Annotated in this window: 26 protein-coding genes; 9 read left to right on the forward strand and 17 right to left on the reverse strand. The window is 62.0% G+C overall.

The window, feature by feature from the left end; all coding sequences use genetic code 11:
• Positions 1-32: 32 nt before the first annotated feature.
• A complete protein-coding gene (locus tag AB7M33_RS14600) occupies positions 33-1,142 on the reverse strand; it encodes an ABC transporter ATP-binding protein (protein ID WP_099430271.1) in 1,110 nt (369 codons plus the stop codon).
• Positions 1,139-2,059, reverse strand: coding sequence for an ornithine carbamoyltransferase (gene argF / locus AB7M33_RS14605; protein WP_085273557.1), 921 nt, complete (start codon positions 2,057-2,059; stop codon positions 1,139-1,141). The genes AB7M33_RS14600 and argF overlap by 4 nt, the downstream gene beginning before the upstream one ends.
• A gap of 364 nt (positions 2,060-2,423) precedes the next feature.
• Between argF and AB7M33_RS14610 the strand changes: the two genes are divergently transcribed.
• Both AB7M33_RS14610 and grxD read left to right on the forward strand, forming a co-directional pair.
• Positions 2,424-4,532, forward strand: coding sequence for a molybdopterin oxidoreductase family protein (locus AB7M33_RS14610; protein ID WP_454243027.1), 2,109 nt, complete (start codon positions 2,424-2,426; stop codon positions 4,530-4,532).
• Positions 4,533-4,623: 91 nt separating this feature from the next.
• Entirely contained in the window at positions 4,624-4,959 is a 336-nt protein-coding gene (grxD, locus tag AB7M33_RS14615) for a Grx4 family monothiol glutaredoxin (protein WP_012313029.1), read from the forward strand.
• A 56-nt stretch (positions 4,960-5,015) separates the two neighbouring features.
• On the opposite strand, the gene bfr is transcribed toward grxD, so the two are convergent.
• Positions 5,016-5,489: a bacterioferritin gene (gene bfr / locus AB7M33_RS14620; protein ID WP_027594191.1), complete on the reverse strand. Its 474-nt coding sequence runs from the start codon at positions 5,487-5,489 to the stop codon at positions 5,016-5,018.
• Positions 5,490-5,690: 201 nt separating this feature from the next.
• Positions 5,691-5,909, reverse strand: a complete 219-nt coding sequence (locus tag AB7M33_RS14625) for a bacterioferritin-associated ferredoxin (protein WP_099455144.1) — start codon at positions 5,907-5,909, stop codon at positions 5,691-5,693.
• A gap of 210 nt (positions 5,910-6,119) precedes the next feature.
• Here AB7M33_RS14625 and AB7M33_RS14630 point away from each other — a divergent pair, with 210 nt between their 5' ends.
• Positions 6,120-6,722, forward strand: a complete 603-nt coding sequence (locus tag AB7M33_RS14630) for a peroxiredoxin (RefSeq protein ID WP_027594192.1) — start codon at positions 6,120-6,122, stop codon at positions 6,720-6,722.
• Positions 6,723-6,891: 169 nt separating this feature from the next.
• On the opposite strand, the gene rnt is transcribed toward AB7M33_RS14630, so the two are convergent.
• Positions 6,892-7,503 carry a ribonuclease T gene (rnt, locus tag AB7M33_RS14635; RefSeq protein WP_371097688.1) on the reverse strand — a complete coding sequence of 204 codons (612 nt, stop codon included), beginning with the start codon at positions 7,501-7,503 and terminating at the stop codon, positions 6,892-6,894.
• Positions 7,504-7,562: 59 nt separating this feature from the next.
• On the reverse strand, positions 7,563-8,609 hold the full coding sequence (gene pyrC / locus AB7M33_RS14640) for a dihydroorotase (protein WP_027594194.1): 1,047 nt from the start codon (positions 8,607-8,609) through the stop codon (positions 7,563-7,565).
• Between the two features lie 130 nt (positions 8,610-8,739).
• On the opposite strand from pyrC, the gene AB7M33_RS14645 reads away from it, so the two are divergent.
• Together AB7M33_RS14645 and AB7M33_RS14650 are read left to right on the forward strand one after the other, a co-directional pair.
• A complete protein-coding gene (locus AB7M33_RS14645; protein ID WP_454243028.1) occupies positions 8,740-9,696 on the forward strand; it encodes a flagellar protein MotY in 957 nt (318 codons plus the stop codon).
• Positions 9,697-10,184: 488 nt separating this feature from the next.
• The gene (locus tag AB7M33_RS14650) at positions 10,185-11,402 is read left to right on the forward strand and encodes an argininosuccinate synthase (protein ID WP_027594196.1); all 1,218 of its coding nucleotides are present in this window, start codon (positions 10,185-10,187) and stop codon (positions 11,400-11,402) included.
• Positions 11,403-11,471: 69 nt separating this feature from the next.
• Here the strand turns inward: AB7M33_RS14650 and AB7M33_RS14655 are convergent, their stop codons facing one another.
• Positions 11,472-11,906, reverse strand: coding sequence for a hypothetical protein (locus AB7M33_RS14655; RefSeq protein ID WP_027594197.1), 435 nt, complete (start codon positions 11,904-11,906; stop codon positions 11,472-11,474).
• Positions 11,907-12,274: 368 nt separating this feature from the next.
• Between AB7M33_RS14655 and AB7M33_RS14660 the strand changes: the two genes are divergently transcribed.
• The gene (locus tag AB7M33_RS14660; protein ID WP_033702663.1) at positions 12,275-12,901 is read left to right on the forward strand and encodes a response regulator transcription factor; all 627 of its coding nucleotides are present in this window, start codon (positions 12,275-12,277) and stop codon (positions 12,899-12,901) included.
• Positions 12,902-12,944: 43 nt separating this feature from the next.
• Here AB7M33_RS14660 and AB7M33_RS14665 read toward each other — a convergent pair whose 3' ends face one another.
• The 7 genes from AB7M33_RS14665 to metG form a co-directional block, all read right to left on the reverse strand.
• Positions 12,945-13,121 (reverse strand): PA3496 family putative envelope integrity protein, encoded by a 177-nt coding sequence (locus AB7M33_RS14665; RefSeq protein ID WP_027594199.1) that lies wholly within the window; start codon positions 13,119-13,121, stop codon positions 12,945-12,947.
• 104 nt (positions 13,122-13,225) lie between these two features.
• The gene (gene nth / locus AB7M33_RS14670; RefSeq protein WP_027594200.1) at positions 13,226-13,864 is read right to left on the reverse strand and encodes an endonuclease III; all 639 of its coding nucleotides are present in this window, start codon (positions 13,862-13,864) and stop codon (positions 13,226-13,228) included.
• Between the two features lie 4 nt (positions 13,865-13,868).
• The gene (locus tag AB7M33_RS14675) at positions 13,869-14,393 is read right to left on the reverse strand and encodes an Rnf-Nqr domain containing protein (protein ID WP_454243029.1); all 525 of its coding nucleotides are present in this window, start codon (positions 14,391-14,393) and stop codon (positions 13,869-13,871) included.
• Positions 14,386-14,985, reverse strand: coding sequence for an RnfABCDGE type electron transport complex subunit G (locus AB7M33_RS14680; RefSeq protein ID WP_454243030.1), 600 nt, complete (start codon positions 14,983-14,985; stop codon positions 14,386-14,388). The genes AB7M33_RS14675 and AB7M33_RS14680 overlap by 8 nt, the downstream gene beginning before the upstream one ends.
• Entirely contained in the window at positions 14,982-15,965 is a 984-nt protein-coding gene (locus AB7M33_RS14685; protein ID WP_454243031.1) for an RnfABCDGE type electron transport complex subunit D, read from the reverse strand. The genes AB7M33_RS14680 and AB7M33_RS14685 overlap by 4 nt, the downstream gene beginning before the upstream one ends.
• Complete coding sequence (locus AB7M33_RS14690) at positions 15,962-16,510, reverse strand: Rnf-Nqr domain containing protein (RefSeq protein ID WP_454243032.1); 549 nt, start codon at positions 16,508-16,510, stop codon at positions 15,962-15,964. Before AB7M33_RS14690 ends, AB7M33_RS14685 begins: the two co-directional genes overlap by 4 nt.
• Positions 16,511-16,597: 87 nt before the next feature.
• Complete coding sequence (gene metG, locus AB7M33_RS14695; protein WP_099430264.1) at positions 16,598-18,637, reverse strand: methionine--tRNA ligase; 2,040 nt, start codon at positions 18,635-18,637, stop codon at positions 16,598-16,600.
• Between the two features lie 158 nt (positions 18,638-18,795).
• Between metG and apbC the strand changes: the two genes are divergently transcribed.
• Positions 18,796-19,890, forward strand: coding sequence for an iron-sulfur cluster carrier protein ApbC (gene apbC, locus AB7M33_RS14700; RefSeq protein WP_099430263.1), 1,095 nt, complete (start codon positions 18,796-18,798; stop codon positions 19,888-19,890).
• Positions 19,891-20,031: 141 nt separating this feature from the next.
• Here the strand turns inward: apbC and AB7M33_RS14705 are convergent, their stop codons facing one another.
• Positions 20,032-20,241, reverse strand: a complete 210-nt coding sequence (locus AB7M33_RS14705) for a cold-shock protein (protein ID WP_027594207.1) — start codon at positions 20,239-20,241, stop codon at positions 20,032-20,034.
• Between the two features lie 340 nt (positions 20,242-20,581).
• On the opposite strand from AB7M33_RS14705, the gene dcd reads away from it, so the two are divergent.
• The gene (dcd, locus tag AB7M33_RS14710; protein ID WP_012313046.1) at positions 20,582-21,148 is read left to right on the forward strand and encodes a dCTP deaminase; all 567 of its coding nucleotides are present in this window, start codon (positions 20,582-20,584) and stop codon (positions 21,146-21,148) included.
• 95 nt (positions 21,149-21,243) lie between these two features.
• Complete coding sequence (locus AB7M33_RS14715) at positions 21,244-21,471, forward strand: hypothetical protein (protein ID WP_027594208.1); 228 nt, start codon at positions 21,244-21,246, stop codon at positions 21,469-21,471.
• Between the two features lie 12 nt (positions 21,472-21,483).
• Here AB7M33_RS14715 and pdeM read toward each other — a convergent pair whose 3' ends face one another.
• Both pdeM and AB7M33_RS14725 read right to left on the reverse strand, forming a co-directional pair.
• The gene (pdeM, locus tag AB7M33_RS14720) at positions 21,484-22,137 is read right to left on the reverse strand and encodes a ligase-associated DNA damage response endonuclease PdeM (RefSeq protein WP_454243033.1); all 654 of its coding nucleotides are present in this window, start codon (positions 22,135-22,137) and stop codon (positions 21,484-21,486) included.
• Positions 22,134-24,587, reverse strand: a complete 2,454-nt coding sequence (locus AB7M33_RS14725) for a ligase-associated DNA damage response DEXH box helicase (RefSeq protein WP_454243034.1) — start codon at positions 24,585-24,587, stop codon at positions 22,134-22,136. The genes pdeM and AB7M33_RS14725 overlap by 4 nt, the downstream gene beginning before the upstream one ends.
• Position 24,588: the final 1 nt, after the last annotated feature.

Below are 24,588 nucleotides of genomic sequence, written 5' to 3' on the forward strand. Positions count from 1 at the left end.
GCTGGGGCCGCTAACGCGGCCCCAGTTTTCGGTCAGGTCGCCGAGCTGTAGCGGCGAACGCCATTTTCCTGCCGTGGCAACTGCGCCGCGACACTGCCCGGCACCGGGAACAGCACCAGGTGATCGGCCGCCACGGCAATCCCTACATCCTCACCGACCTGATGATCGATATGGCTTGGGAAGATCGCCTCCAGCTGGCTGCCGGTAGGCAGTTGCAGGCGATACAGGGTCGATGCCCCCAGGAAGCTCTTGCCCACGATACTGGCCCGCAGCAGGCTGTCTGGCGCATACACGATATCGTCAGGGCGCAGCAGCACATCCACCGAGCTGCCTGGCGCCATGATGTAGGCGCGGTTGCCGCGCAGTTCGCCGAGTTCGGTATTGACTGCCTCGTGGCTGCTCATCTGGCCACGGATGAAGTAGCCCTGGCCAATGAAGCTGGCCACGAACGGCGTCTGCGGCTCGTGGTAGAGGTTGTAAGGCGTATCCCACTGCTCCAGGCGACCTTCCTTGAACACACCCACCTGGTCGCTGACGGCAAACGCTTCCTCCTGGTCGTGGGTCACCAGAATGGCGCTGGTACCCCGGCTCTTGAGGATGTCGCGCACCTCATGGCTCAAGCGGCGGCGCAGTTCCACGTCGAGGTTGGAGAACGGCTCGTCGAGCAGCAGTAACTGAGGCTCTGGCGCCAGCGCGCGGGCCAGGGCGACCCGTTGCTGCTGCCCACCGGACAGCTCGTGCGGATAGCGACCGCCCAAGCCGCCCAGCTTGACCAGCTCGAGCATCTCTTCGACCACCTCACCCTGGCGCGGGTGCTTGGCGATGCCGAAGGCGATGTTCTGGGCCACGGTCAGGTGCGGGAACAGGGCGTAGTCCTGAAACACCATGCCGATGCGGCGTTTTTCCGGGGCCAGGGTGAAGCCGGCACGGGAAATGACCTCGCCCGCCAGTTGGATCTCGCCTTCATGAATAGGCTCGAAACCGGCGATGGCGCGCAGGGTGGTGGTCTTGCCACAACCGGATGAACCCAGCAGGCAACCAATGTCGCCTGCGTTCAGGTGCAGGTTGAGGTTCTGGACGATGCGCTGGTCGCCGTAGCCGCAGGCGAGGTTGCGCAGGTTGAGCAGTAGGGGTTGACTCATGCGTGGTGGTAAGCCGGTTCTACAAGGAATTCGAGAAGGGCCTTCTGTGCATGCAGGCGGTTTTCAGCCTGGTCCCAGGCGACCGAACGAGGGTCGTCGAGCAGGTCATGGCTGATTTCCTCACCACGGTGGGCGGGCAGGCAGTGCATGAACAGGGCGTCGGGTGCCGCCAGGTCGAGCAGTTCGCGGGTGACCTGGTAAGGCGCGAAATGCGCCAGGCGGCGTGCAGTTTCCTCCTCCTGGCCCATGGAAGTCCAGACATCGGTGGTCACCAGGTGCGCGCCGCGCACGGCTTCCTTCGGGTCGCGGATGATCTGCACGCGATCACCGCCCAGCGCCATGAAGCGTGGATCCGGGTCGTAGCCTTCGGGGCAGGCGATGCGCAGTTGGAAATCGAACTGCTGGGCGGCTTCGATATAAGAGTTGCACATGTTGAAGCCATCACCGATCCACGCCACGGTCTTGCCCTGGATCGAGCCACGGTGTTCGACGAATGTCTGCATGTCGGCCAGCAGCTGGCACGGGTGCGACTCATCGGACAGGCCGTTGATCACCGGCACGCGCGAGTTGGCGGCGAATTCGGTGAGGGTGCTGTGGGCGTGGGTGCGGATCATCACCACGTCGACCATGCTCGACAGCACGATGGCGCTGTCGCTGATCGGCTCGCCACGGCCCAGCTGGGTATCGCGAGGTGACAGGAAGATGGCCTGGCCGCCGAGCTGGATCATGCCGGCCTCGAACGACACGCGGGTCCGGGTCGAGGACTTTTCGAAGATCATGCCCAGCACGCGGTTTTTCAGCGGCTCGAACAGTACGCTTCGCTTGCGCAGGTCCTTCAGCTCGATGCCGCGGCGGATCACCCCGAGCAATTCGTCGGTGGTGAAGTCCAGCAGGGAGAGAAAGTGCCTAGCGCTCATGTTTGACTACCTTATCTGCAACGGTATGCAGGTCGACCGTATGGTTTTTTTTGACAACGGGAGTGACCTGCGGCGTAAGCCGCACGGGGCGGACGAAATAGGGAAAGGCGCAATACTATAATTAAATGTCGCCTGAAACCAAGAGGGGAAACAGCAGCTCTGTTGCAAAGGGTGTCGTTACCCCTTGAGCGTGCGCTGTTTTTTATTTGCTACAGAGGTTGTACACGGCTTGCCCGCAATTTGGCAAATGCGTGTCGCGAATCGTTTGCCTGATGTCGGGGAATTCACAGCGCAAAGCGCGCTGGCGAGGGTCGTGGGCCGGGCGCATAGTCGTGATCGGACCCATCACAACGCAGAGCCGGCCATGACCAAGACCCTGCATCACCGTGCCTGTCACCTGTGCGAAGCCATTTGCGGGCTGAACATCGAAGTCAGCCATGAAGACGATGGCCGGGCGCTGATCACCTCGATCAAGGGCGACCCCGATGACCCGTTCAGCCGTGGCCATATCTGCCCCAAGGCGGTGGCCTTGCAAGACATCCAGAACGACCCTGACCGCCTCCGTCAGCCCCACCGTCGGGTTGGCGAACGCTGGCAGGCGATCGGCTGGGACGAGGCCTTCGCCCTAGCGGCCGACAAGCTGTGGGCCATCCAGCAGGCGCATGGTCGCAACGCGGTGGCGGTGTATCAAGGCAACCCCAGCGTGCACAACTACGGGCTGATGACCCACAGCAACTATTTCCTCGGCCTGTTGAAGACCCGCAACCGGTTCTCGGCCACCTCGGTGGATCAGTTGCCCCAGCACCTGACCAGCCACCTGATGTACGGCCACGGTCTGCTGTTGCCGATCCCGGACATCGACCACACCGACTTCATGTTGATTCTGGGCGGCAACCCGTTGGCATCCAATGGCAGCATCATGACCGTGCCAGATGTGGAGAAGCGCCTGAAGGCCCTGCGTGCCCGGGGCGGTCAACTGGTGGTAGTGGACCCGCGGCGCAGCGAAACGGCGGCCATGGCTGACCGCCACGTGTTCATCCGCCCCGGCGGCGATGCCGCATTGCTCAGTGGCCTGCTCAATACCCTGTTCGACGAAGGCCTGACCCGCACGTCGCACGTGCCGGTCAAGGGTGTTGATCAGGTGCGCAACGCAATTGCCCCGCTGACCGCTGAAGCCATGAGCCCGCTGTGCGGCATTGCCGCTACCGATATTCGCCAGCTGGCGCGTGATTTTGCGGCTGCCGACAAGGCCGTCTGCTATGGCCGCATGGGCGTATCGACCCAGGCCTTCGGCACCGTGTGCCACTGGCTCGTGCAACTGATCAACCTGGTCACCGGCAACCTGGATCGCGTGGGCGGCGCCCTGTGTACCGAGCCTGCAGTCGACTTGGTGGCGAGTACCTCGGGTGGGCATTTCAATGCCTGGCAAAGCCGGGTTTCGGGGCTGCCGGAGTACGCCGGCGAGCTGCCGGTGGCTGCACTCGCCGAAGAAATGCTCACGCCCGGTGACGGCCAGGTGCGGGCGCTGGTGACCGTGGCGGGCAACCCGGTGCTGTCCACGCCCAATGGTCGACAGCTGGACGAGGCGCTGGAGGGGCTCGAGTTCATGCTCAGCATCGACCTTTACATCAACGAGAGCACCCGCCATGCCGATTTGATCCTCCCTTCCACGTCGGCGCTGGAGAACGACCACTACGACAGCACCTTCAACTTGCTGGCGGTACGCAACGTGACGCGCTTCAACCGCGCGATACTCGCCAAGCCAGAAGGCGCGTTGCACGACTGGGAGATCTTTGTCGGCCTGGCCAAGGCCTTTGCCGAGCGTGCGGCAATGGAGCTCAAGCCGACCCTACCCCCGGCGCAGATGATCGACTGGGCTTTGCGCAAGGGGCGCTATGGTGATGAATCGGCCTGGAAGCTCTCGATCGAAACACTGGATCGACACCCCCACGGGCTCGACCTGGGGCCGCTAGGCGCCAATCTGCAAGCACGCCTGCGCACCGCCAGCCAGGCCATCGAGGCGGCCCCTCAGGTGCTGCTCGACGACTTGGCCAGGCTTGCCCGGCAGGCACCGTTGGCCGCTGGGGCGCTGTTGTTGATTGGCCGCCGCCATGTGCGCAGCAACAACTCATGGATGCACAACTTCCACCGGCTGGTCAAAGGCAAGCCGCGCCATCAGCTGTTGATGCACCCTGATGACCTGCTGCAACGGCAACTGCAGGATGGCCAGCGCGTGCGCATACGTTCGCGTACCGGCACCCTTGAGGTTGAAGTGCAGGCGTGTACCGACATGATGCCGGGCGTGGTCAGCCTGCCACACGGCTACGGCCATGGTCGCCAGGGCGTGCACCTGAAGGTCGCCCAGGGGCAACCCGGGGTCAGTGCCAATGACCTCACCGATGAGCGCTTGCGCGATCAGGTGTCGGGCAATGCCGCCCTCAATGGCGTGCCTGTGCACGTCGAGGCCGCCTGAGCAACGGCAAGGCCGAGCATACCGCTCGGCTTTCCGATACAATGCGTCACCGTGCCGACCATCGAGTCGGAAAGTTCAGACGAGGTGTTCCATGGATATCATCGAAACGATCAAAGAGCAGATTGCCAACAACACCATTCTGCTTTACATGAAAGGCTCGCCGAATGCCCCGCAGTGCGGGTTCTCGGCCAAGGCATCGCAAGCTGTGATGGGTTGTGGCGAGAAGTTCGCCTACGTCGACATCCTGCAGAACCCGGAAATCCGCGCCAACCTGCCCAAGTACGCCAACTGGCCAACCTTCCCGCAACTGTGGGTAGCAGGCGAGCTGGTCGGCGGTAGCGACATCATGCTGGAAATGTTTGAAAACGGTGAGCTGCAAACCCTGATCAAGGATGCTGCTGCCAAGGCGAAGGCTTCTGAAGCCTGATCCTCGAACGCCCATAAAAAAACCCGCTCATGGCGGGTTTTTTTATGGGCGGGATTTTACTCTTCGCCCATCTGCGACTGCAGGTAGTTCTCGATGCTGATCTTGTCGATCAGGCTCAGCTGGGTTTCCAGCCAATCGATGTGCTCTTCCTCGGACTCGAGGATGTCTTCGAGCATTTCACGGGAGCCGAAGTCACCAACGGTTTCGCAGTGAGCGATGGCGGCTTTCAGGTCGATCAGGCCTTTCTGTTCGATCTTCAGGTCGCACTCGAGCATTTCTTTGGTGTGCTCGCCGATCAGCAGCTTGCCCAGGTCCTGGACGTTCGGGATGCCTTCGAGGAAGAGAATACGCTTGATCAATTTGTCAGCGTGCTTCATCTCGTCGATGGATTCCTTGTACTCGTGCTTGCCGAGTTTGTTCAGGCCCCAATCTTCATACATGCGTGCGTGCAGGAAGTACTGGTTGATCGCGACCAGCTCGTTTCCGAGGATCTTGTTGAGATGCTGGATGACGCTTACGTCGCCTTTCATGACGGGTTCCTGCCCTGTAGAAGTGTGCCAATACAGAGAAGTTTGAGCCTGATACTTAGGGCTGTCAAACCTAAGTTATTGAATAATAAGTGAAAATGAATAGGAATAAGAATGTTTGTGAAGCGCGTTGGAGTGCTAAGTTATTGAATTGCGGGCATAAAAAAACCGGACGCTAGGTCCGGTTCTTCAAAATAGGGGGTTTCAAGCGGCAGTAAATTCTACCGGATAGGGCAGGGCAGCCTGGCTGACCTGAAGATCGGTCAAGGTCTCGCGGACCACTTGCTTGGCAAGGCAGGCACATTTACCGCATTGGCTGGCGACGTTGGTCGCGGCTCGAACTTCCTTGTAGCTGCAGCATCCGTCATAGATCGCATCGCGGATCTGTCCGTCGGTCACGCCGACACAAAGACACACATACATAAAGTCGGACCATCGCTGGTTGAGATGGTCTGGAGCTTAATGGTAATGAGAATGCTTGTCAAAAGACTTTCTGAGAGGGGCGTGCTTGAGCGACCGGCGGTTGGATTCGGTCTGTCATGAGAAGCCGTGTATGATGGTCGGCCTTTGTTGGATGTCGGGCAAGCCCGTCTGGCCCGGCAAACGGTTTTTCACCCTCATCAGGAGATAACAATGAGCGTACTCGTTGGTAAACAAGCCCCCGACTTCACCGTTCCCGCTGTACTGGGCACTGGCGAAATCGTCGACAGCTTCAACCTGGCCTCGGCCATCAAGGGCAAGTACGGCCTGGTGTTCTTCTACCCGCTGGACTTCACCTTCGTCTGCCCGTCCGAGCTGATCGCCCTGGACAACCGCATCCCAGACTTCCAGGCTCGCAACGTTGAAGTGATCGGCGTTTCGATCGACTCGCACTTCACCCACAACGCCTGGCGTAACACCCCGGTCAACAACGGCGGTATCGGCCAGGTGAAGTACACCCTGGCTGCCGACATGACCCACGAAATCTGCAAAGCCTACGACGTCGAGTCCGAAGGTGGCGTGGCCTTCCGTGGTGCCTTCCTGATCGACACCAACGGTGTTGTCCGTTCGCAGATCATCAACGACCTGCCACTGGGCCGTAACATGGACGAGCTGCTGCGTCTGGTTGACGCCCTGCAATTCCACGAAGAGCACGGCGAAGTCTGCCCTGCCAACTGGAAGAAAGGCGACAAAGGCATGAACGCTTCGCCAGAAGGCGTTGCTGCATACCTGAGCGAGAACGCTGGCAAGCTGTAATTGCCAAGCGCATAAAAAAACCGGCCCTGGTGGCCGGTTTTTTTGTGCCTGCATTTGGGACCGCTTCGCGCTCCTATCGCGACGCGAGGCCGCTCCTACAGGTACAGCATCTGTCTGTAGGAGCGGCCTTGTGTCGCGATGGGCCGCAAAGCGGCCCCAATATCTCCACTCAGTCGTTGAAATCGCGCCAGCCGCCCATTTCTTTCCAGCGGTTGACGATGCCGCAGAACAGCTCGGCCGTCTTCTCGGTGTCGTAACGCGCCGAATGCGCCTCACGCCCGTCAAAGTCGATGTCAGCACTCTGGCAGGCCCGCGCCAGCACGGTCTGGCCATACGCCAGGCCCGCCAGGGTGGCGGTGTCGAAGCTGGAGAACGGGTGGAAGGGGTTGCGCTTGAGGTCGTTGCGGTTGACCGCGGCATTGAGGAAGCCCAGGTCGAAGCTGCTGTTGTGGCCGACCAGGATTGCGCGCTTGCAGCCGTTGGCCTTGAGCGCCTTGCGCACGCCGCGGAAGATATCGGTCAGCGCGCTTTCTTCACTCACTGCCATGCGCAGCGGGTGGTCCAGCTTGATGCCGGTGAACTCCAGTGCGGCAGCCTCGATATTAGCCCCCTCGAACGGCTCTACCCGGTGGAAGTAGGTGTGTTCGGGGAACAGGAAGCCTTTCTCGTCCATGCCGATGGTGACGGCGGCAATTTCCAGCAAGGCATCGGTGGCGCTGTTGAAACCGCCGGTCTCGACATCCACCACCACTGGCAGGTAGCCACGGAAGCGCTCAGCCATCGGGTGGCGCGAGCCGCTGCCGGCCTGGCCGTCCTGATCGTCTTCGTAGAGGTCTTCGCTCACGCGTTTTCCTCCAGCAGGCGCCAGCGCAGCTTCTCGCCGGCACGCAGCGGTACCACGGTCTGCTCGCCAAACGGCAGGCTTTCAGGGGCAGTCCACTCTTCGCGGACCAGGGTGATGGTGTCGGTGTTCGCCGGCAGGCCATAGAAGGCCGGGCCGTGCAAGCTTGCAAAGCCTTCGAGTTTGTCCAGCGCGTTACGCTGCTCGAACGCTTCGGCGTACATCTCGATGGCCGCGTACGCGGTGTAGCAGCCGGCGCAACCGCAGGCCGCTTCCTTGGCGTGACGGGCGTGAGGGGCCGAGTCGGTGCCGAGGAAGAACTTCGGGCTGCCACTGGTGGCAGCATCCAGCAGCGCCACCTGGTGGGTGTTGCGCTTGAGGATCGGCAGGCAATAGAAGTGCGGGCGGATGCCGCCAACCAGCATGTGGTTGCGGTTGTACAGCAGGTGCTGGGCAGTAATGGTGGCACCGACGTTGGCCGAGGCCTCGGTGACGAACTGCGCGGCATCGCTGGTGGTGATGTGTTCGAACACCACTTTGAGCGTTGGGAAGCGTTCGACCACACGGCGCATGTGCTCGTCGATGAAGCGCTTCTCGCGATCGAACACGTCGATCTCGCTGCGGGTCACTTCACCGTGCACCAGCAGCGGCATACCAACGTCGGCCAGCGCTTCGATAGCGGGGAAGATGTTGTCGATGCTGGTCACGCCTGAATCGGAGTTAGTCGTGGCGCCGGCCGGGTACAGTTTGGCGGCGTACACGATACCGCTGGCCTTGGCCGCGCGGATGTCCTCGGGGCTGGTGCGGTCGGTGAGGTAAAGCACCATCAGCGGTTCGAAGCGGCTGCCGGCCGGGCGCGCGGCAAGGATGCGCTCACGGTAGGCGCCAGCTTCGACGGCATTGCGCACCGGCGGTACGAGGTTGGGCATGATGATGGCACGGGCGAAGGTACGCGCCACATCGCCAACGGTATGGGGCAGGACGGCACCATCGCGCAGATGGATGTGCCAGTCGTCGGGACGCAGGAGGGTCAGGCGATCGGACATTGGGGATTCCAGGCGGGTCGAACTCAAGGCCCAATGCTACCGGAAAACCCTGGGCCGAGCACGGCTATCAAGTTTTTCGGGTGGCGTCCGATACCCTGCAGGTAAGCCGTCAGAATTTGTGGAGCCGCCCGTGCGCCAGCGTTACCTAGCCCTGTTGACCCTGTTCGCCAGCCTGCCGGCCGGTGCACTGACTTTCCAGACGCGCATGGAGAACATTGCCTGGCAAGTCGAGGGCGACCAGTTCGAGTGCCGCCTGATCCAGCCGATCGACGGTTTTGGCAGTGGCGAATTCGTGCGCCGGGCCGGTGAGCTGCCGGTGTTCCAGCTGCGTTCGCACACTAACGCGCTGGGGGCTGGGTCTGCCACGTTGCTGGCCGCAGCGGCGCCTTGGCAGCCGGGGCGTGGTGATATCAACCTGGGTGTGGTGCGGATGGCGCGTAGCGGCGTGCTGTTCAGCTCGTCCCAGGGGCAGGCCGGCCGACTGATCAATGGTTTGCTCGATGGCCGCAGCACGGTGGTGCGCAACTACACCGGCGAGGCGGGGCGGGCAATGGAGGTGCGGGTACTGCCGGTGAGTTTCGCCAAGGCCTATAGCGACTACCAGGCCTGTGCCAGCAAGTTGCTGCCGATGAATTACGACCAGGTGAGGCAGACGCAGGTGGGCTTCCCGGGGGGCGGCATCGATCTGGACGATTCGGCTCGAGCCCGGCTGGACGTTGTGCTGGATTACATGAAGGCCGACCCGACGGTTAACCACATCGAGCTCGACGGGCACTCCGACAACAGCGGAAACCGCCTGACCAACCGTGACCTGTCGCGCCGCAGGGCAGTGGCAGTGGCGGACTACTTCAAGGCCCATGGCGTGCCCGAAGCGCAAATCACCGTGCGCTTCCATGGCGAGCGCTACCCATTGGCGAAGAACAACAATGCCGCTAACCGGGCCCGCAATCGGCGGGTGAGTATAGAGCTGGACCGGGTTGCGGAGGTTGAGAAACCGGTGGAGAAGCCGGTTGAGCAAACAGTGCCAGCTGCTGCTCCGGCGCCAGCTAGCCCGGCTGCCGTGGCGCCGGGGGCGAAGCTACCCTGAGGTCGTGGGGGCATGGCAGGTGATTGCTTCGGGGCCATTGGGGGTTCGCCACAACATTTTCAGCGCCTGTGAGATCGAGCGCCGCCCGCGCGGCGCTTCGCAGCACAAGGCTGCTCCTACAGTTGTTTCGGGCCAGTCACGCCTGTGAAGGCGGCGCGCGACCGCCTTGTTGGTCCGACTCGATAATGAGGTAGGCGCAAAGAGGGCCGCGCGCCCATGCCACAGGAAAAATTGGCCCGAAACAACTGTAGGAGCAGCCTTGTGCTGCGAAGCGCCGCGCGGGCGGCGCTCGATCTGACAGGCGCTACACCTCTCAAACCATGCCCCCGCATGCCCAGACCGCAATACCTCCCAAGCATCCATTCAGGCAACGTCGCGCCCTCGACAATTACTGTCGCTTTGTCGTCAGAAGCTGTCGCCCCACTGTAAATTTTTCCATAACGCCGTTAGAATCGACCCCTTTCCGTACAACCCCGTGGAGTGATGGCATGGCGGACGTAAATAAGGTCGTACTGGCGTATTCCGGCGGCCTTGATACTTCGGTGATTCTCAAGTGGCTGCAGGATACCTACAACTGCGAAGTGGTGACCTTCACCGCTGACCTGGGTCAGGGCGAGGAGGTCGAGCCGGCCCGTGCCAAGGCACAGGCAATGGGTGTGAAAGAGATCTACATCGACGACCTGCGCGAAGAATTCGTGCGTGACTTCGTGTTCCCGATGTTCCGCGCCAACACCGTCTACGAAGGCGAGTACCTGCTGGGTACCTCCATCGCCCGTCCGCTGATCGCCAAGCGCCTGATCGAAATCGCCAACGAAACCGGCGCCGACGCCATTTCCCACGGCGCGACCGGCAAAGGCAACGACCAGGTACGTTTCGAGCTGGGTGCCTACGCGCTCAAGCCGGGCGTCAAGGTCATCGCCCCATGGCGTGAGTGGGACCTGCTGTCCCGCGAGAAGCTGATGGACTACGCCGAGAAGCACGGCATCCCGATCGAGCGTCATGGCAAGAAGAAGTCGCCGTACTCGATGGACGCCAACCTGCTGCACATTTCCTACGAAGGCGGTGTCCTGGAAGATACCTGGACCGAGCACGAGGAAGACATGTGGCGCTGGAGCGTCTCCCCGGAGAACGCCCCGGACCAGGCTACCTACATCGAGCTGACCTACCGCAACGGTGACATCGTTGCCATCGATGGTGTCGAGAAGTCCCCGGCTACCGTCCTGGCTGACCTGAACCGCATCGGTGGTGCCAACGGCATCGGCCGTCTGGACATCGTCGAGAACCGTTACGTCGGCATGAAGTCGCGTGGCTGCTACGAGACCCCTGGCGGCACCATCATGCTGCGCGCCCACCGTGCGATCGAGTCGATCACCCTGGACCGCGAAGTTGCTCACCTGAAAGATGAGCTGATGCCGAAGTATGCCAGCCTGATCTACACCGGTTACTGGTGGAGCCCGGAGCGCGTGATGCTGCAGCAGATGATCGACGCTTCGCAGGTCAACGTGAATGGCGTGGTACGCCTGAAGCTGTACAAGGGCAATGTCACCGTTGTCGGCCGCAAGTCGGACGACTCGCTGTTCGATGCCAACATCGCGACCTTCGAAGAAGACGGCGGCGCTTACAACCAGGCCGACGCTGCGGGCTTCATCAAGCTCAATGCACTGCGCATGCGCATTGCCGCCAACAAGGGCCGTTCGCTGCTCTAAGTACTGGCAAGCGTTGCACGAACCCCGGCTCAGGCCGGGGTTTTTTTTGGTGCGTTATGCCAATGGCCTTTAAGCCTTGTGATTGACGACGTCCTCCTGGAGCGCACTGATAGACAGGCGTGCGCATTGACGCTTGTCCAGATTAAGGAAGTGCCACGTGCGTGTTGATTCAGGCGCGTGTGCGAGTGCCACGAGGATATGCTGTTCCAGCCTTTGTTGTGCATCGGGGCCAGTAAAGATAACGGTCACAGGTTCAGGCGATTCAGCCTCTGGGTTGTCGGTTGTTACTTTTTTTAGGGCAGGGTTGTAGAACGACTTGTAATTGAAGTTCAACGTTAGAAAGAACAAGGCTGTAAGGAAAAACGGAAAGCCGACCAGAAACCAAGTATAGAGACTCTGGCTGGATTCGCTGAGAAACGGCAGTGTTGCAAGGGCGGATGCTTCGATGATCCCCGCGAAGATAGCAATGATCGTCAGCGGGGCGACAGGTTGTACGTCGGGCATGATGGCTGTCTCCTGCGGTTTTGCTCATCATTACCGTACTGTTATGCTCAACTAAAGGCTGTAGTGTTTCCCGACTGCGCATTGTCGGCACAACGGCGGGTGCCTGATTTTTTTCGCGCATTTAAAGTGGCCTATTCTTCGCGCGGAAGTTTGTTTTCAACTGGTTCACTCGATCGGGTCAGTGCTACGTTTCTTGCGAGACATGAACACTCACGATTAGCGTGCTGCAAGGTTTTGTGTAGGAAATTTCTGTAAGTGTTGTAGGGCTCGTCTATTCATGAGTTTCATTGACAAATCGTCGCGCCATTAAGCGTTCTGTCAGTTATCGTGGCGTGCCACAGCAAAAATAATGAATGAATGGATATCACATGAATAAAGTCCTTATCGTGGATGACCATCCGGTCATACGCCTGGCCGTGCGCATGCTGATGGAGCGGCATGGGTATGACGTCGTTGCGGAAACCGATAACGGCGTGGCCGCCTTGCAACTGACGCGTGAGCACCTACCGGATATCGTGGTGCTGGATATCGGGATTCCCAAGCTCGATGGCCTTGAGGTCATCGCCCGCATGGCGGCATTCAGCCCAGGCAGCAAGGTGCTGGTGCTGACCTCCCAGGTACCTGGAAACTTCTCGATGCGGTGCATGCAGGCGGGGGCGGCGGGTTATGTGTGCAAACAGCAGGAGCTGACCGAGTTGCTTAGCGCCATCAAGGCGGTGTTGTCAGGCTACAGCTATTTCCCTAATCAGGCCTTGCATGCCTCGCGAGGCAGGGGCAGCGGTGGCAGCGAGACGGACATGGTCAACCGTCTCTCGGCCCGGGAGATGACCGTTTTGCAACAGCTGTCGCGCGGGCGCTCGAACAAGGAAATTGCCGACAGCATGTTCCTCAGCAACAAGACTGTCAGCACCTACAAGTCCCGTTTGCTGCTCAAGCTCAACGCCCGGTCGCTGGTAGACCTGATCGAGCTGGCACAGCGCCACGGGTTGAACTGACCGCTGCGCTACAAAGCCTCCCGGTGGGAGGCTTTGCAAGGGTCTATAAGTCGTAGTCGAAATCGGCCAGTTGCTTCTGCAGGCGTCGCTCTTCCAGCAGGTTGTCGATGGTGCGACGTTTACTGAGGTTGGTCTTTGCAGTCTCTACCTGGGGCTCCGCTTCATCATCCGCGGCAACAAAATCATCTTCGATTGACAGGTCGTCTTTATCAGCACTCATGAGTCGCTCCAAGCCAAGGGGCCATTGGCCGTCCTTATAACCAGAAAGCAGACGCTGGTAAAAAAGATTTTTTCAATCGAGCAAGGTGGTTTTTAACTATCGGCTCAATCGTCAGACGTCTTGTGCTTGTATTCGCACAGGTCTTCGATTCGGCAGCTCCCACAGCGGGGCTTTCGCGCCTGGCATACATAGCGCCCATGAAGGATGAGCCAGTGGTGGGCATCGAGCAGGTAGGGCTTGGGTACGAACTTGATCAGCTTCTTCTCGACTTCCAGCACGGTTTTACCGGGTGCGATGCCGGTGCGGTTACTGACCCGGAAAATATGCGTGTCCACCGCCATGGTCGGCTGCCGGAACGCCGTGTTGAGGACCACGTTGGCCGTTTTGCGCCCCACACCAGGCAGCGCTTCCAGCGCTTCGCGGGTTTCAGGCACCTGGCTGCCATGGCGCTCGATCAAAAGCCGGCAGGCTTCGATCACGTTCTTGGCTTTGCTGTTGTAGAGCCCGATGGTCTTGATGTATTCGCTCAGCCCTTCGACGCCCAGGGCGTAGATGGCCTCCGGGGTATTGGCGACCGGGAACAGCCGGGCGGTGGCCTTGTTGACGCCTACGTCGGTGGATTGCGCTGAAAGGGTCACGGCGACAAGCAACTCAAACGGGGTGGTGTAGGCCAGTTCCGTTTTCGGGTCAGGGTTGTCTTCGTGCAGCCTGCGAAAGATCTCCAGGCGTTTTGCGGCATTCATGGACTCAGGGCTTTCCTTGACGACGTGGGTGGGCAGGGCCCGGACGCAGGTGATTGTACAGGGCCAACAGCACTCCGAGCAGTAGCAGTGCACCCGGGGCCAGGCTGGCAAGGTGCACGCCCAGCACTTCGCCCAGCCCTTGGCGACAGGCGCCGAGCACAAGGTATGCAGCCAGCAGGCCACCCAGGTGCAGCAGCAATGATCGCCAACGGCCTGCTTCCGGCAGCAGCCGCCCCATTGCCAGGCACGTCAGGCACAACAGTGCGGGGTACGGGCCCAGGAGCAGCGCCATGGGCAGCAGCCAGGCACGCAGGGCCAATTGCAGGCAACTGGCCAGGCCAGCGAGTATGAGCAGGCTTGCCAGTACGTAGGCCGCCCCATGCAGGCGGTTGCGCAATGACATCAGCAAGGCTTGATGCAGGCCAACCATCAACACTGCGCACCCGCCCATGACAGCCGCCATGGGCAGCGTTTGCGTCGTCCCTAACAGCGGGGCGAGGGCGGCGACCAGCACGTAGTCCCTATTCATGTGGGAGGCCCTCAATGAGTACGTGACGATGCTCATCGAAATAGCGCAGGGCATCTTGCAGCGCCTCGATCACTGCCCGCGAGGTGACTGTTGCGCCTGCCAATTGGTCGAAGTCGCCCTGGTCACGCTTCAGTGCCCAGTGATCACCCAGGCTGCGATTGGCAAACTGCGTCAGCCAGTGCACCTGCGGGTCGGCAAGGCGCCCGCCGAGCCCGGGGCTTTCCTGCTGCTCGACCACCTGGCTGCCCAGCAGGCGCCCGTCGGGCGTGATGGCGATGGTCAAGACGATCGGCCCAGCATAGCCCTGGGCCTGGGTGATCAGGACGACCGCCGCAGGCGTGCCCACCAGCGTTGCCCGGTAGGCCGACACGATGCGGCTGTGCGCAAGTTGTGCGTCGGGCGTTGGCAGGGGGGTATCCAATGGGTGATTGTCGTAACTGGCCTCGGGGAGCACTGCCAGCCGCTGGCGGCTCTGCAGCTGTTGTTCAGCTTGGCCAATGGTGGGCGTGGTCCACGAGCGCCAGATCAGCGTCGTCGACAAGGCCAACGCCGCTGTCGCCAGCAACACTGCCGCCTGCGCGAGGCGCTTCATCGGGCAGCCTCTTGGCGGCGCAAGGCCAGCCGTTCAAGGCTGGGGACCATGAGGTTCATCAGCAGGATGGCGAACGCGGTGCCATCTGGGTAGCTGCCCCAGGTGCGGATCAGGTAGATCAGCAGGCCTGTGCCAAAACCGAACAGCAGCTTGGCCCACTCGCTTTTGGGGCTGGAGACAGGTTCGGTGGCAATGAAAAAAGCCGCCAGCATGGTCGACCCAGAGAACAGGTGCAGCAGGGGAGAACCGTTGGAATCGGAGCCTGAGCCGTTCCAGCCCAGCAGGCTGAACAACATCAGGCCAGCCAGCAAACCCACGGGCGCATGCCAGCTGAACACTCTGCGCTGAAGCAGAAACAACCCGCCCAGCAGAAACGCCAAGTTGACCCATTCGCCGCCGCGCCCACCGATGCTGCCGAACCCGGGGTGGCTGGCGAACAGTTCATCGATGGTCAGGCTGCGGTTGTGGCGCAGGCCGTCGAGTATTGTCGGTTGTGCCCAGGCATCGATGTGCTCGCCGCCGCCCACTACCTGCTGCAGGCTCTCGAGCAACCCCGGCGCGTGCCCTGGCCAATGGTTCATCTGCAACGGGAAACTCAGCAGTACGAAGGCGTAGCCCACCATGGCTGGGTTGAACAGGTTGCGGCCGACACCGCCGAAGGCCTGTTTGCCAACCCCGATCGCCACCCCAGCGGCGACCATGGGCAGCCACCAAGGGGCCAGCGCAGGAAGGGCGGCCGCCAGCAGCACCGCGGTGACCAGCGCACTGCCATCGCTCAGCGTCACTCCTACAGGTTGGCCGCGCAGGGCCAATAGCAGCGCTTCGCAGAGCAATGCTGCACTGGCACACAGCAGCAGGTTGCACAGCAGCCCCCAGCCCTGCACCCACAGCAGTGCTAGCAAACCGGGGGCACAGGCCAGTAGCACCAGGCCCATGCTGGTACGCAGGCGTGGGTCAGGCTTTGCCTTGGTCGGGGTCATTGCGCAAAAAGTCCGTTGAAACCGGAAAATGCCAAGGCCATGATGCCCACACCGAGCAATTCGATTGGCAGGCCACGCAGGGCAACAGGTATGTCGGCATGGGCGCTGCGCTGGCGCAGGTCCGCGAACAGGGCCAGTGCAAGCCACAAGCCCACGCCGGCCAGCAGGCCTTTGCTCAGCGTCGCAAGCCAGGCCGTGCCAGCGCCTGCCTCCTCCAGGGCCAACCCCAGCACGGCGACGTTGCTCAGCAGCACTGCAGGCAGGTCAGCCACGGGCCAGTCGGCGCGTAGCCTGGCCAGCGCCCATGGCACGCCGTAGGCCAGCAATGCCAACCAGGGCAGCAACAGGAACAGGCTCAGGTCGTGGAGCTGCCAAGGGTCGAGCACCAGCCACTTGAACAGGTGAGCGCCGATCATGGCGAGTGCCACGGACAAGGCGCAGGCCAAGCCGAGCACATGCACGCGCAGCCACGATATTGGCTGTTGCTGCAGGCACAGGTGATTGATCAGGGTGGCGCTGATCAGGACCAGAACGTAGTCACTCATGACATGACGATAGCCGGGATTCGTATCGATTGTCCGGCATTCAGCGGGTGATAGAACAGCCCCGGCACAGAGGCCGGGGCTGGGGGCTTACTTGATGCGTTGGCCTGGCTTGGCGCCGCTGTCCGGGCTGAGCAGGTAGATTTCTTCACCGCCAGGGCCGGCAGCCATGACCATGCCTTCCGACACGCCAAAGCGCATTTTCCGAGGCTTGAGGTTGGCGACCATCATGGTCAGGCGGCCTTCCAGCTTGGACGGGTCGGGGTAGGCCGACTTGATGCCGGAGAACACGTTGCGGCGCTCGTCACCGATGTCCAGCGTCAGCTGCAGCAGCTTGTCGGCACCGGGTACGGCCTCGGCCTTGACGATCAGGGCCACGCGCAGGTCGACAGCGGCAAAGGTATCGAATTCGATTTCCGCCGACAGCGGGTCCTTGGCCAGTTCGCCATTGCCGGCCGGCGCCTTGGCTTCGGCGGCCAGCAGGTCTTCTTTGCTGGCAGCGACCATGGCTTCGACCTTGGCGGGTTCGATACGGCTCATCAGTGCCTTGAAGGCATTCAGGCTGTGGTTTTCCAAGCGCGACTGGTGGTCGTTCCAGGTCAGCGGTGCGACATTGAGGAAGGCCTCGGCGTCGGCAGCCAGCACCGGCAGTACCGGCTTGAGGAAGATCACCAACTGACGGAACAGGTTGATGCCTTGGGCGCAGATGGCCTGGACTTCGTCCTGCTTGCCTTCCTGCTTGGCCAGCGACCAGGGCGCCTTGTCGGCGATCCAGGCGTTGGCGCGGTCGGCCAGCGCCATGATTTCGCGCATCGCACGGGCGAAGTCACGGCTCTCATAGGCCTCGGCAATCGACGGCGCGGCTGCCAGGAAGGCTTCGGTCAGCTCGGGTGCGGCATCACCGGCCACCATCACGCCGTCGTTGCCTTTGTGAATGAAGCCTGCGCAACGGCTGGCGATGTTGACCACCTTGCCGACCAGGTCGGAGTTGACCTTCTGCACGAAGTCTTCCAGGTTCAGGTCCAGGTCATCGACGCCACGGCCCAGCTTGGCCGCGTAGTAGTAACGCAGGTATTCCGGCTGCAGGTGATCCAGGTAGGTACGGGCCTTGATGAAGGTGCCGCGCGACTTGGACATCTTGGCGCCATTGACGGTCAGGTAGCCGTGCACGTTGACCGCAGTTGGCTTACGGAAGCCCGCGCCTTCGAGCATCGCTGGCCAGAACAGGGCGTGGAAGTTGACGATGTCCTTGCCGATGAAGTGGTACAGCTCGGCGCTGGAGTCTTCCTTCCAGAAAGCATCGAAATCCAGCTCTGGACGGCGCGCGCAGAGGTTCTTGAAGCTGGCCATGTAGCCGATTGGCGCGTCCAGCCAGACGTAGAAATATTTGCCCGGCTCGCCCGGGATCTCGAAGCCGAAATACGGCGCATCGCGGGAGATGTCCCACTCTTGCAGGCCCGAGTCCAGCCATTCGGCGAGCTTGTTGGCGACGGCCTCCTGCAAGGTGCCGCTACGGGTCCACTGCTGCAGCATGGCCTGGAAATCAGGCAGCTTGAAGAAGAAGTGCTGGGAATCACGCAGTACCGGGGTGGCACCGGAGATGGCCGACTTGGGGTTCTTCAGCTCGGTCGGGGCGTAGGTTGCGCCGCACTTCTCGCAGTTGTCGCCGTATTGGTCTTCGGCCGCGCACTTGGGGCAGGTGCCCTTGATGAAACGGTCGGCCAGGAACATGCCCTTTTCGGGGTCGAAGTACTGGGTCACCGAACGGGTGGCAATGTGGCCGGCGTCACGCAGGCGCGTGTAGATCAGGCTGGACAGCTCGCGGTTTTCTTCGCTGTGGGTCGAGTGGAAGTTGTCGAAATCCACCAGGAAGTCGGCAAAGTCGCCGCTGTGCTCGGCCTGGACATTGGCGATCAACTGCTCGGGGGTGATGCCTTCCTTCTCGGCGCGCAGCATGATGGCCGAACCGTGGGCGTCATCGGCGCAGACATAGATGCACTGGTTGCCGCGTAGTTTCTGGAAGCGGACCCACATGTCTGTCTGGATGTACTCGAGCATATGGCCAAGGTGGATTGATCCATTGGCATAGGGCAGGGCGCTGGTGACGAGAATCTGACGTGGCTCGGACATGGTGGCTCGGCTACTTATCTGGCTACGGGGTAAAAATGAGGGTGATCGGCCACTATAAAGGGCTGGCGAAGATATTTCACCCCACAGACGCACCTGCTGACGATTGACGGGTTAGGATAGGCGCCTGTTTTACATTCAGTTTGCCAATGGGAGTCTCCATGAGTGCCGTCACCCGTGCCGCCGTCGAAGGCGTGCTTCGCCAGTACACCGACCCCTACCTGAACCAGGATCCGGTCAGCGCCGGCTGCGTGCGCGCCGTGGATATCCAGGGCGGGCAGGTCAGTGTGCAGTTGCAACTGGGGTATGCCGCTGGGTTGTTCAAGAACGGTTGGGCCCAGGTGCTGCAGACCGCCATCGGCAACCTTGACGGCGTCAGCAGCGCCCAGGTGTCGATCGACTGCGTGGTCGCCGCGCACAAGGCCCAGGCCCAGGTGCCGGCCATGGCCAACGTCAAGAACATCATCGCCGTGGCCTCGGGCAAGGGTGGCGTCGGCAAGTCGACCACTGCTGCCAACCTGGCTTTGGCCCTGGCCCGTGAAGGCGCCCGGGTCGGTATTCTCGACGCGGATATCTATGGCCCCAGCCAGGGCGTGATGTTCGGCATCGCAGAAGGCACCCGCCCTCAGATTCGCGAGCAGAAGTGGTTTGTGCCGATCAAGGCACACGGTGTAGAAGTCATGTCCATGGCGTTTCTCACCGACGACAACACGCCGATGGTGTGGCGTGGCCCGATGGTGTCGGGTGCGCTGTTGCAGTTGGTGACCCAGACCGCCTGGGATGACCTCGATTACCTGGTCATCGACATGCCGCCAGGCACCGGCGACATTCAGCTGACCCTGGCGCAGAAAGTGCCGGTGGCGGGCTCGGTGATCGTCACCACCCCGCAGGACCTCGCCCTGCTGGACGCCAAGAAGGGCGTGGAGATGTTCCGCAAGGTCAATATCCCGGTGCTGGGCGTGGTCGAGAACATGGCCGTGCACATCTGCTCCAACTGCGGCCATGCCGAGCACCTGTTCGGCGAAGGCGGCGGTGAGAAGCTGGCAGCCCAGTACGGTGTCGACCTGCTGGCCTCGCTGCCGCTGTCGATGCTCATCCGCGAACAGGCCGACAGTGGCAAGCCGACGGCAATTGCCGAGCCGGAAAGCCAGATCGCCATGGTGTACCAGGAGCTGGCCCGCCAGGTTGGGGCGCGGATCGTGCTGCAGGAAGCCGCAGCGCCGGCGATGCCGAGCATCACCATCAGCGAGGATTAACCTGAGAAACCCCCTCCTACAGGTACACCACAGGCCTGTAGGAGCGGGTTTACCCGCGAAGAAGCCAGCACCGGTTTCAGCCAGGCATAAAAAACCCGCCAGAAGGCGGGTTTTTTTGAAAGCTAGAAAGCTGAGATCGACTTAGGCGATCTGAACTTCTTCAGCCTGCATGCCTTTCTGGCCGCGGGTAGCGACGAAAGTAACAGCCTGGCCTTCTTTCAGGGTCTTGAAGCCGTCAGCTTGGATGGCTTTGAAGTGCACGAACAGGTCGTCACCCGACTGAGGGGTGATGAAGCCGTAGCCTTTCTCGTCATTGAACCACTTAACAACACCGTTTTGGCGATTGGACATGTTTCTGTCTCCTTGGACAAAGTTGATTACGGTCAGGAAAAACCCTGCCCGGGACTGAGTGCAAAGAGAGCAGAAAATTCAGATATGGGCCGATCAGGATCGTGCGTCAAACTAGAGATTCTCGGTGTCACGTGCAGCACAGTGGCGTCACCTTAACCCACTTTCCGCAACCTGCCAATGGCCAGAAGCCGCTTTACTGAAATTCAGATCGGTGGCAGCTGTAGCCCCCGCCTGGCGGGGATTGTAGCAAGAATGCAGGATGGAACTTTGAAGAGGGCGCTGGGACCGGTAAGATGCGCCTCACGATTTTCACCTCGCAACTCTTCAGGACACCCCCGCCATGAGCATCAAATCGGACAAGTGGATTCGCCGCATGGCGCAGGAACACGGCATGATCGAACCGTTCGTCGAGCGCCAGGTGCGCGGCGAGCACGACAGCCGAGTCATCTCTTTCGGCGTCTCCAGCTACGGCTACGACGTACGCTGCGCCGACGAATTCAAGGTGTTCACCAACATCAATTCGGCCACCGTCGACCCGAAAAACTTCGACGCCGGCAGCTTCGTCGACGTCAAGAGCGACGTCTGCATCATCCCGCCAAACTCCTTCGCCTTGGCCCGCACGGTGGAGTACTTCCGCATCCCACGCAACGTGCTGACCATCTGCCTGGGCAAAAGCACCTATGCGCGCTGCGGCATCATCGTCAACGTCACCCCGCTTGAACCCGAGTGGGAAGGCCACGTGACCCTGGAATTCTCCAACACCACCACCTTGCCGGCAAAAATCTATGCCAACGAGGGTGTGGCGCAGATGCTCTTCCTCGAGTCCGACGAAGAGTGCGAAGTGTCCTACAAGGACCGCGGCGGCAAGTACCAGGGCCAGCGCGGCGTCACCCTGCCACGCACCTGAGCCGACGAGCGCGGGGAATTCCCCGCGCATTTGGTACTCCAACGGGTAACCTGCCGATGTGCATGATGCGTGTCGGCTCTCGTCAGGAGCTGCCTATGAAACTCCATCCCGCAATCAGTGCCAAGCTGGCTGGCCTGCAGCCTAACCAGGTCGGTATGTTGCCATGGTCACTGCTGGCGCACCCGCTGCCGATGCAGGCGGGCGGCGTGCCCCACCAGCCTGATCCCGATACCCCTCAACCACCGGAACCGGGCGAAACGCAGCCCATGGAGCCCGGTGAGCCAACCCTGCCCGACGAACCACCTCCCGCGCCCGTCGCCTGAGTGGGCGCTGCTTTAGAGCGCCCATACCCGCCCGGCGCCGGCCAGAAACACGCGGTTTTCGGCGTCGGGGTGCACGCGCCAGCCACCGGTGAATTCACCGAAGGCCGGTAGCAAGCTGATCGCGTCACCCATCAGGAAGCAGGGCAGGCGCAGACGTTGTCTGGCCCGCCCCTGCAACACGAACACCGGGTGGACGTGCCCCGCCAGCACAGGGTGCTGGGGGTGAGCGACGGGTTCGTGCTGTAAGGCGAAAGGTGCCAGCAGCCAGGGTTCTTCGACCACCTCGATACCCAGCGCAGGCGGTGGGTCGCCCGCGTGGCGATCATGGTTGCCACGCACCAGCACGATGCGCAGTCCGGCGTGCCGTTCCCGCCATGTTTGCAGCTTGGCCAGCGTTGCCGGTGCGCGCGCGGTGCGGGCATGCAGGAAATCGCCCAAAATGATCAGCATCTGGCACTCATGGCTTGTCAGCAGTTGGTCCAGGCGCGCCAAAGTGGCTTCGGTGGTGCCCCGCGGCACGGGCTGATGCAGCGCGCGATAGCTGGCGGCTTTGCCAATATGCACATCCGCTACCAGCAGGGCCCGGCGGGCAGGCCAGTACAGCGCTTTGTCCGGCAGTAACCACAGGGTTTCGCCGCAGTGCTCGATGGCCAGGTGATCATTCATGCGTTGTTGCCCGCCACTTTTTCCAGGTCTGCCACCATCCGCGCAATGCGATCTGCGAGTTTTTCCGTGCTCAAGGTTTCGCGCATGCCTTCCACCAGCAAGGTAAAGGCCAGCGGCCCTGGGCGGCTTAATTCACGCAGGTCCAGCTGCAGTTGGCCCAGCTTCGCCAACTGCCGGTGCAACCGCTCGATTTCCAGTTCTTCGCGCAATACTTCGTCCCGTGCCTGGCCCAGCAGCAGGTTGTCGGCATCGTGCTTGCGAAACACCTCGTAGAACAGCCCACTCGAAGCCTGGATCTGCCGGGTGCTCTTTTGCGCCGCCGGGTAGCCGCCAAACACCAGGCCGGCGATCTGGGCGATCTCGCGAAAGCGCCTTAGCGCCATCTCGCCTGCGTTCAGGCTGGCCAGTACATCCTCCAGCAGGTGCTCGGTCGAGAGCGCGCTGGGCAAATGCCTCGGCCAGTCCACGGCGCTTGGGCTGAGCAACTCAAAGCCATAGTCACTGACCGCAATTGAGACCGAAAGCGGTTGCACCTGGCTGACCCGCCAGGCAATCAGGTTGGCCAAGCCGAGGTTGGCCATGCGCCCGGCGAACGGGTACAGAAAAAGGTGCGAGCCTTGGCGTGATTTTAACGTTTCGGCCAACAGCGTGCGGGTAGTCGGCAGTGCAGACCAGCTTGCCTGCAAGGCCAGCAATGGGCGCACGGCGCGCATTTCCGGGCCTTCGTAACGCTGGTGGGCGGCGGCATCGAGTTGTTCGACCAGGGCATCGGCCAGTTCGCTGGACAGCGGCATGCGCCCGCCATTCCAGCGGGCCACAGCGGCCTTGCGCGAGGTGCTGCGGCGGACGTAAGCGGTCATGTTCTCGACGCGCACCAGTTCCAGCACGCGCCCTGCGAAGACCAGGCTATCACCGGGCCGCAGGCGGGCGATGAACGCTTCCTCGACACTGCCCAGCGACTTGCCACCGCCGCCTTTGCTCCAGTACTTGAGCTGCAGGCTGGCCTCGCTGACGATGGTGCCGATGCCCATGCGGTGGCGCCGTGCAAGGCGCTCGCTGGCAACCCGCCAGACCCCGTCGGCGTGGGGTTCGACACGTTGGTAGTCAGGGTAGGCGCTGAGCGAGTTGCCGCCGTGGCAGACGAAGTCTAGCGCCCACTGCCACTGGCTGTCGCGCAATGCGCGGAAGGCCCAGGTGCTGCGTACCTCGGCCAGCAACTGCTCGGGGCGAAAGCCACTGCCCAAGGCCATGCTGACCAGGTGTTGCACCAGCACATCCATGCACAGCTGTGGTGAGCGCCGGGCCTCGATCTGCCCGGCGAGCAGGGCATGCCGGGCCGCAGCGGCCTCCACCAGTTCCAGGCTGTGGGTGGGCACCAAGGTAACCCGCGAGGGGCGCCCCGGTGCGTGCCCGGAGCGACCGGCGCGCTGCATCAGGCGGGCGATGCCTTTGGCCGAGCCGATCTGCAGCACCCGCTCCACGGGCAGGAAATCCACGCCCAGGTCCAGGCTGGAGGTGCAGATGACGGCTTTCAGCGTCCCTTGCTTCAAGTTTCGCTCAACCCAGTCGCGGGTGTCGCGGGACAACGAAGCGTGGTGCAGGGCGATCAGGCCGGCCCAGTCGGGGCGTGCCTCGAGCAGCGCCTGGTACCACAGTTCGGCCTGGGCGCGGGTGTTGGTGAAGACCAGGCTGCTGTCGCTGCTGTCGAGCTCCCGGCTGACTTGATTGAGCATCTTCAAGCCCATGTGCCCTGCCCAGGGGAAACGCTCGATCGCGTCGGGCAGCAGGGTATCGACCTGCAGTTGCTTGTCTTGCCGGCCTTGCACCAGCAACCCATCGCCTGGCAACAGCACGTCGCGTGCGTGCTGCAGGTTGCCGAGGGTGGCCGAGAGGCCCCAGGTAAGCAGCGGCGGGTGCCAGTGGCGCAGGCGTGCCAGGGCCAGTTGCAATTGCACGCCACGCTTGTTGCCCAGCAACTCATGCCATTCATCCACCACCACCAGGCGCAGGTTGGCGAAGTCGTCATGGGCCTGTGCCCGGGTCAGCAGCAGGGTCAGGCTCTCGGGGGTAGTAATCAACACGCTGGGCAGGCGCCGGGCCTGTCGCGCGCGTTCGGCGCTGGCAGTGTCGCCACTGCGCACGCCCACGCTCCAGTTCAGGCCCAGCTCATCGAGCGGCGCTTGCAAGGCACGCGCGGTGTCGGCGGCCAAGGCGCGCATGGGCGTCACCCACAGCACCTGCAAGGGGGCCGGCTGGCGGGCTGAGCTGGCAACGGCGAACGCGCGCAGGGCCGCCAGCCAGACGGCGTAGGTTTTGCCGGCGCCGGTACTGGCGTGTAACAGCCCGGACTCGCCGCGTTCGACGGCCGCCCAGACACGGCGCTGAAAGGCGAAGGGTTTCCAGCCGCGCAGGGCGAACCAGGCGTTGGCGAGGTCGGTGGAGGCGGCCATG

This window comes from Pseudomonas sp. Y3 TE3536, from assembly GCF_053629175.1.

Coding starts and splice junctions, on each gene's coding strand:
- nth (WP_027594200.1), bottom strand. CDS start 13,864: ATGAATGCCGCAAAACGCCTGGAGATCTTTCGCAGGCTGCACGAAGAC.
- AB7M33_RS14600 (WP_099430271.1), bottom strand. CDS start 1,142: ATGAGTCAACCCCTACTGCTCAACCTGCGCAACCTCGCCTGCGGCTAC.
- AB7M33_RS14665 (WP_027594199.1), bottom strand. CDS start 13,121: ATGAGTGCTGATAAAGACGACCTGTCAATCGAAGATGATTTTGTTGCC.
- AB7M33_RS14650 (WP_027594196.1), top strand. CDS start 10,185: ATGGCGGACGTAAATAAGGTCGTACTGGCGTATTCCGGCGGCCTTGAT.
- AB7M33_RS14655 (WP_027594197.1), bottom strand. CDS start 11,906: ATGCCCGACGTACAACCTGTCGCCCCGCTGACGATCATTGCTATCTTC.
- apbC (WP_099430263.1), top strand. CDS start 18,796: ATGAGTGCCGTCACCCGTGCCGCCGTCGAAGGCGTGCTTCGCCAGTAC.
- AB7M33_RS14660 (WP_033702663.1), top strand. CDS start 12,275: ATGAATAAAGTCCTTATCGTGGATGACCATCCGGTCATACGCCTGGCC.
- AB7M33_RS14705 (WP_027594207.1), bottom strand. CDS start 20,241: ATGTCCAATCGCCAAAACGGTGTTGTTAAGTGGTTCAATGACGAGAAA.
- argF (WP_085273557.1), bottom strand. CDS start 2,059: ATGAGCGCTAGGCACTTTCTCTCCCTGCTGGACTTCACCACCGACGAA.
- AB7M33_RS14625 (WP_099455144.1), bottom strand. CDS start 5,909: ATGTATGTGTGTCTTTGTGTCGGCGTGACCGACGGACAGATCCGCGAT.
- grxD (WP_012313029.1), top strand. CDS start 4,624: ATGGATATCATCGAAACGATCAAAGAGCAGATTGCCAACAACACCATT.
- AB7M33_RS14610 (WP_454243027.1), top strand. CDS start 2,424: ATGACCAAGACCCTGCATCACCGTGCCTGTCACCTGTGCGAAGCCATT.
- pdeM (WP_454243033.1), bottom strand. CDS start 22,137: ATGAATGATCACCTGGCCATCGAGCACTGCGGCGAAACCCTGTGGTTA.
- AB7M33_RS14690 (WP_454243032.1), bottom strand. CDS start 16,510: ATGAGTGACTACGTTCTGGTCCTGATCAGCGCCACCCTGATCAATCAC.
- dcd (WP_012313046.1), top strand. CDS start 20,582: ATGAGCATCAAATCGGACAAGTGGATTCGCCGCATGGCGCAGGAACAC.
- AB7M33_RS14715 (WP_027594208.1), top strand. CDS start 21,244: ATGAAACTCCATCCCGCAATCAGTGCCAAGCTGGCTGGCCTGCAGCCT.
- AB7M33_RS14725 (WP_454243034.1), bottom strand. CDS start 24,587: ATGGCCGCCTCCACCGACCTCGCCAACGCCTGGTTCGCCCTGCGCGGC.
- bfr (WP_027594191.1), bottom strand. CDS start 5,489: ATGAAAGGCGACGTAAGCGTCATCCAGCATCTCAACAAGATCCTCGGA.
- AB7M33_RS14680 (WP_454243030.1), bottom strand. CDS start 14,985: ATGAAGCGCCTCGCGCAGGCGGCAGTGTTGCTGGCGACAGCGGCGTTG.
- AB7M33_RS14685 (WP_454243031.1), bottom strand. CDS start 15,965: ATGACCCCGACCAAGGCAAAGCCTGACCCACGCCTGCGTACCAGCATG.
- AB7M33_RS14675 (WP_454243029.1), bottom strand. CDS start 14,393: ATGAATAGGGACTACGTGCTGGTCGCCGCCCTCGCCCCGCTGTTAGGG.
- metG (WP_099430264.1), bottom strand. CDS start 18,637: ATGTCCGAGCCACGTCAGATTCTCGTCACCAGCGCCCTGCCCTATGCC.
- AB7M33_RS14630 (WP_027594192.1), top strand. CDS start 6,120: ATGAGCGTACTCGTTGGTAAACAAGCCCCCGACTTCACCGTTCCCGCT.
- rnt (WP_371097688.1), bottom strand. CDS start 7,503: ATGGCTGAGCGCTTCCGTGGCTACCTGCCAGTGGTGGTGGATGTCGAG.
- pyrC (WP_027594194.1), bottom strand. CDS start 8,609: ATGTCCGATCGCCTGACCCTCCTGCGTCCCGACGACTGGCACATCCAT.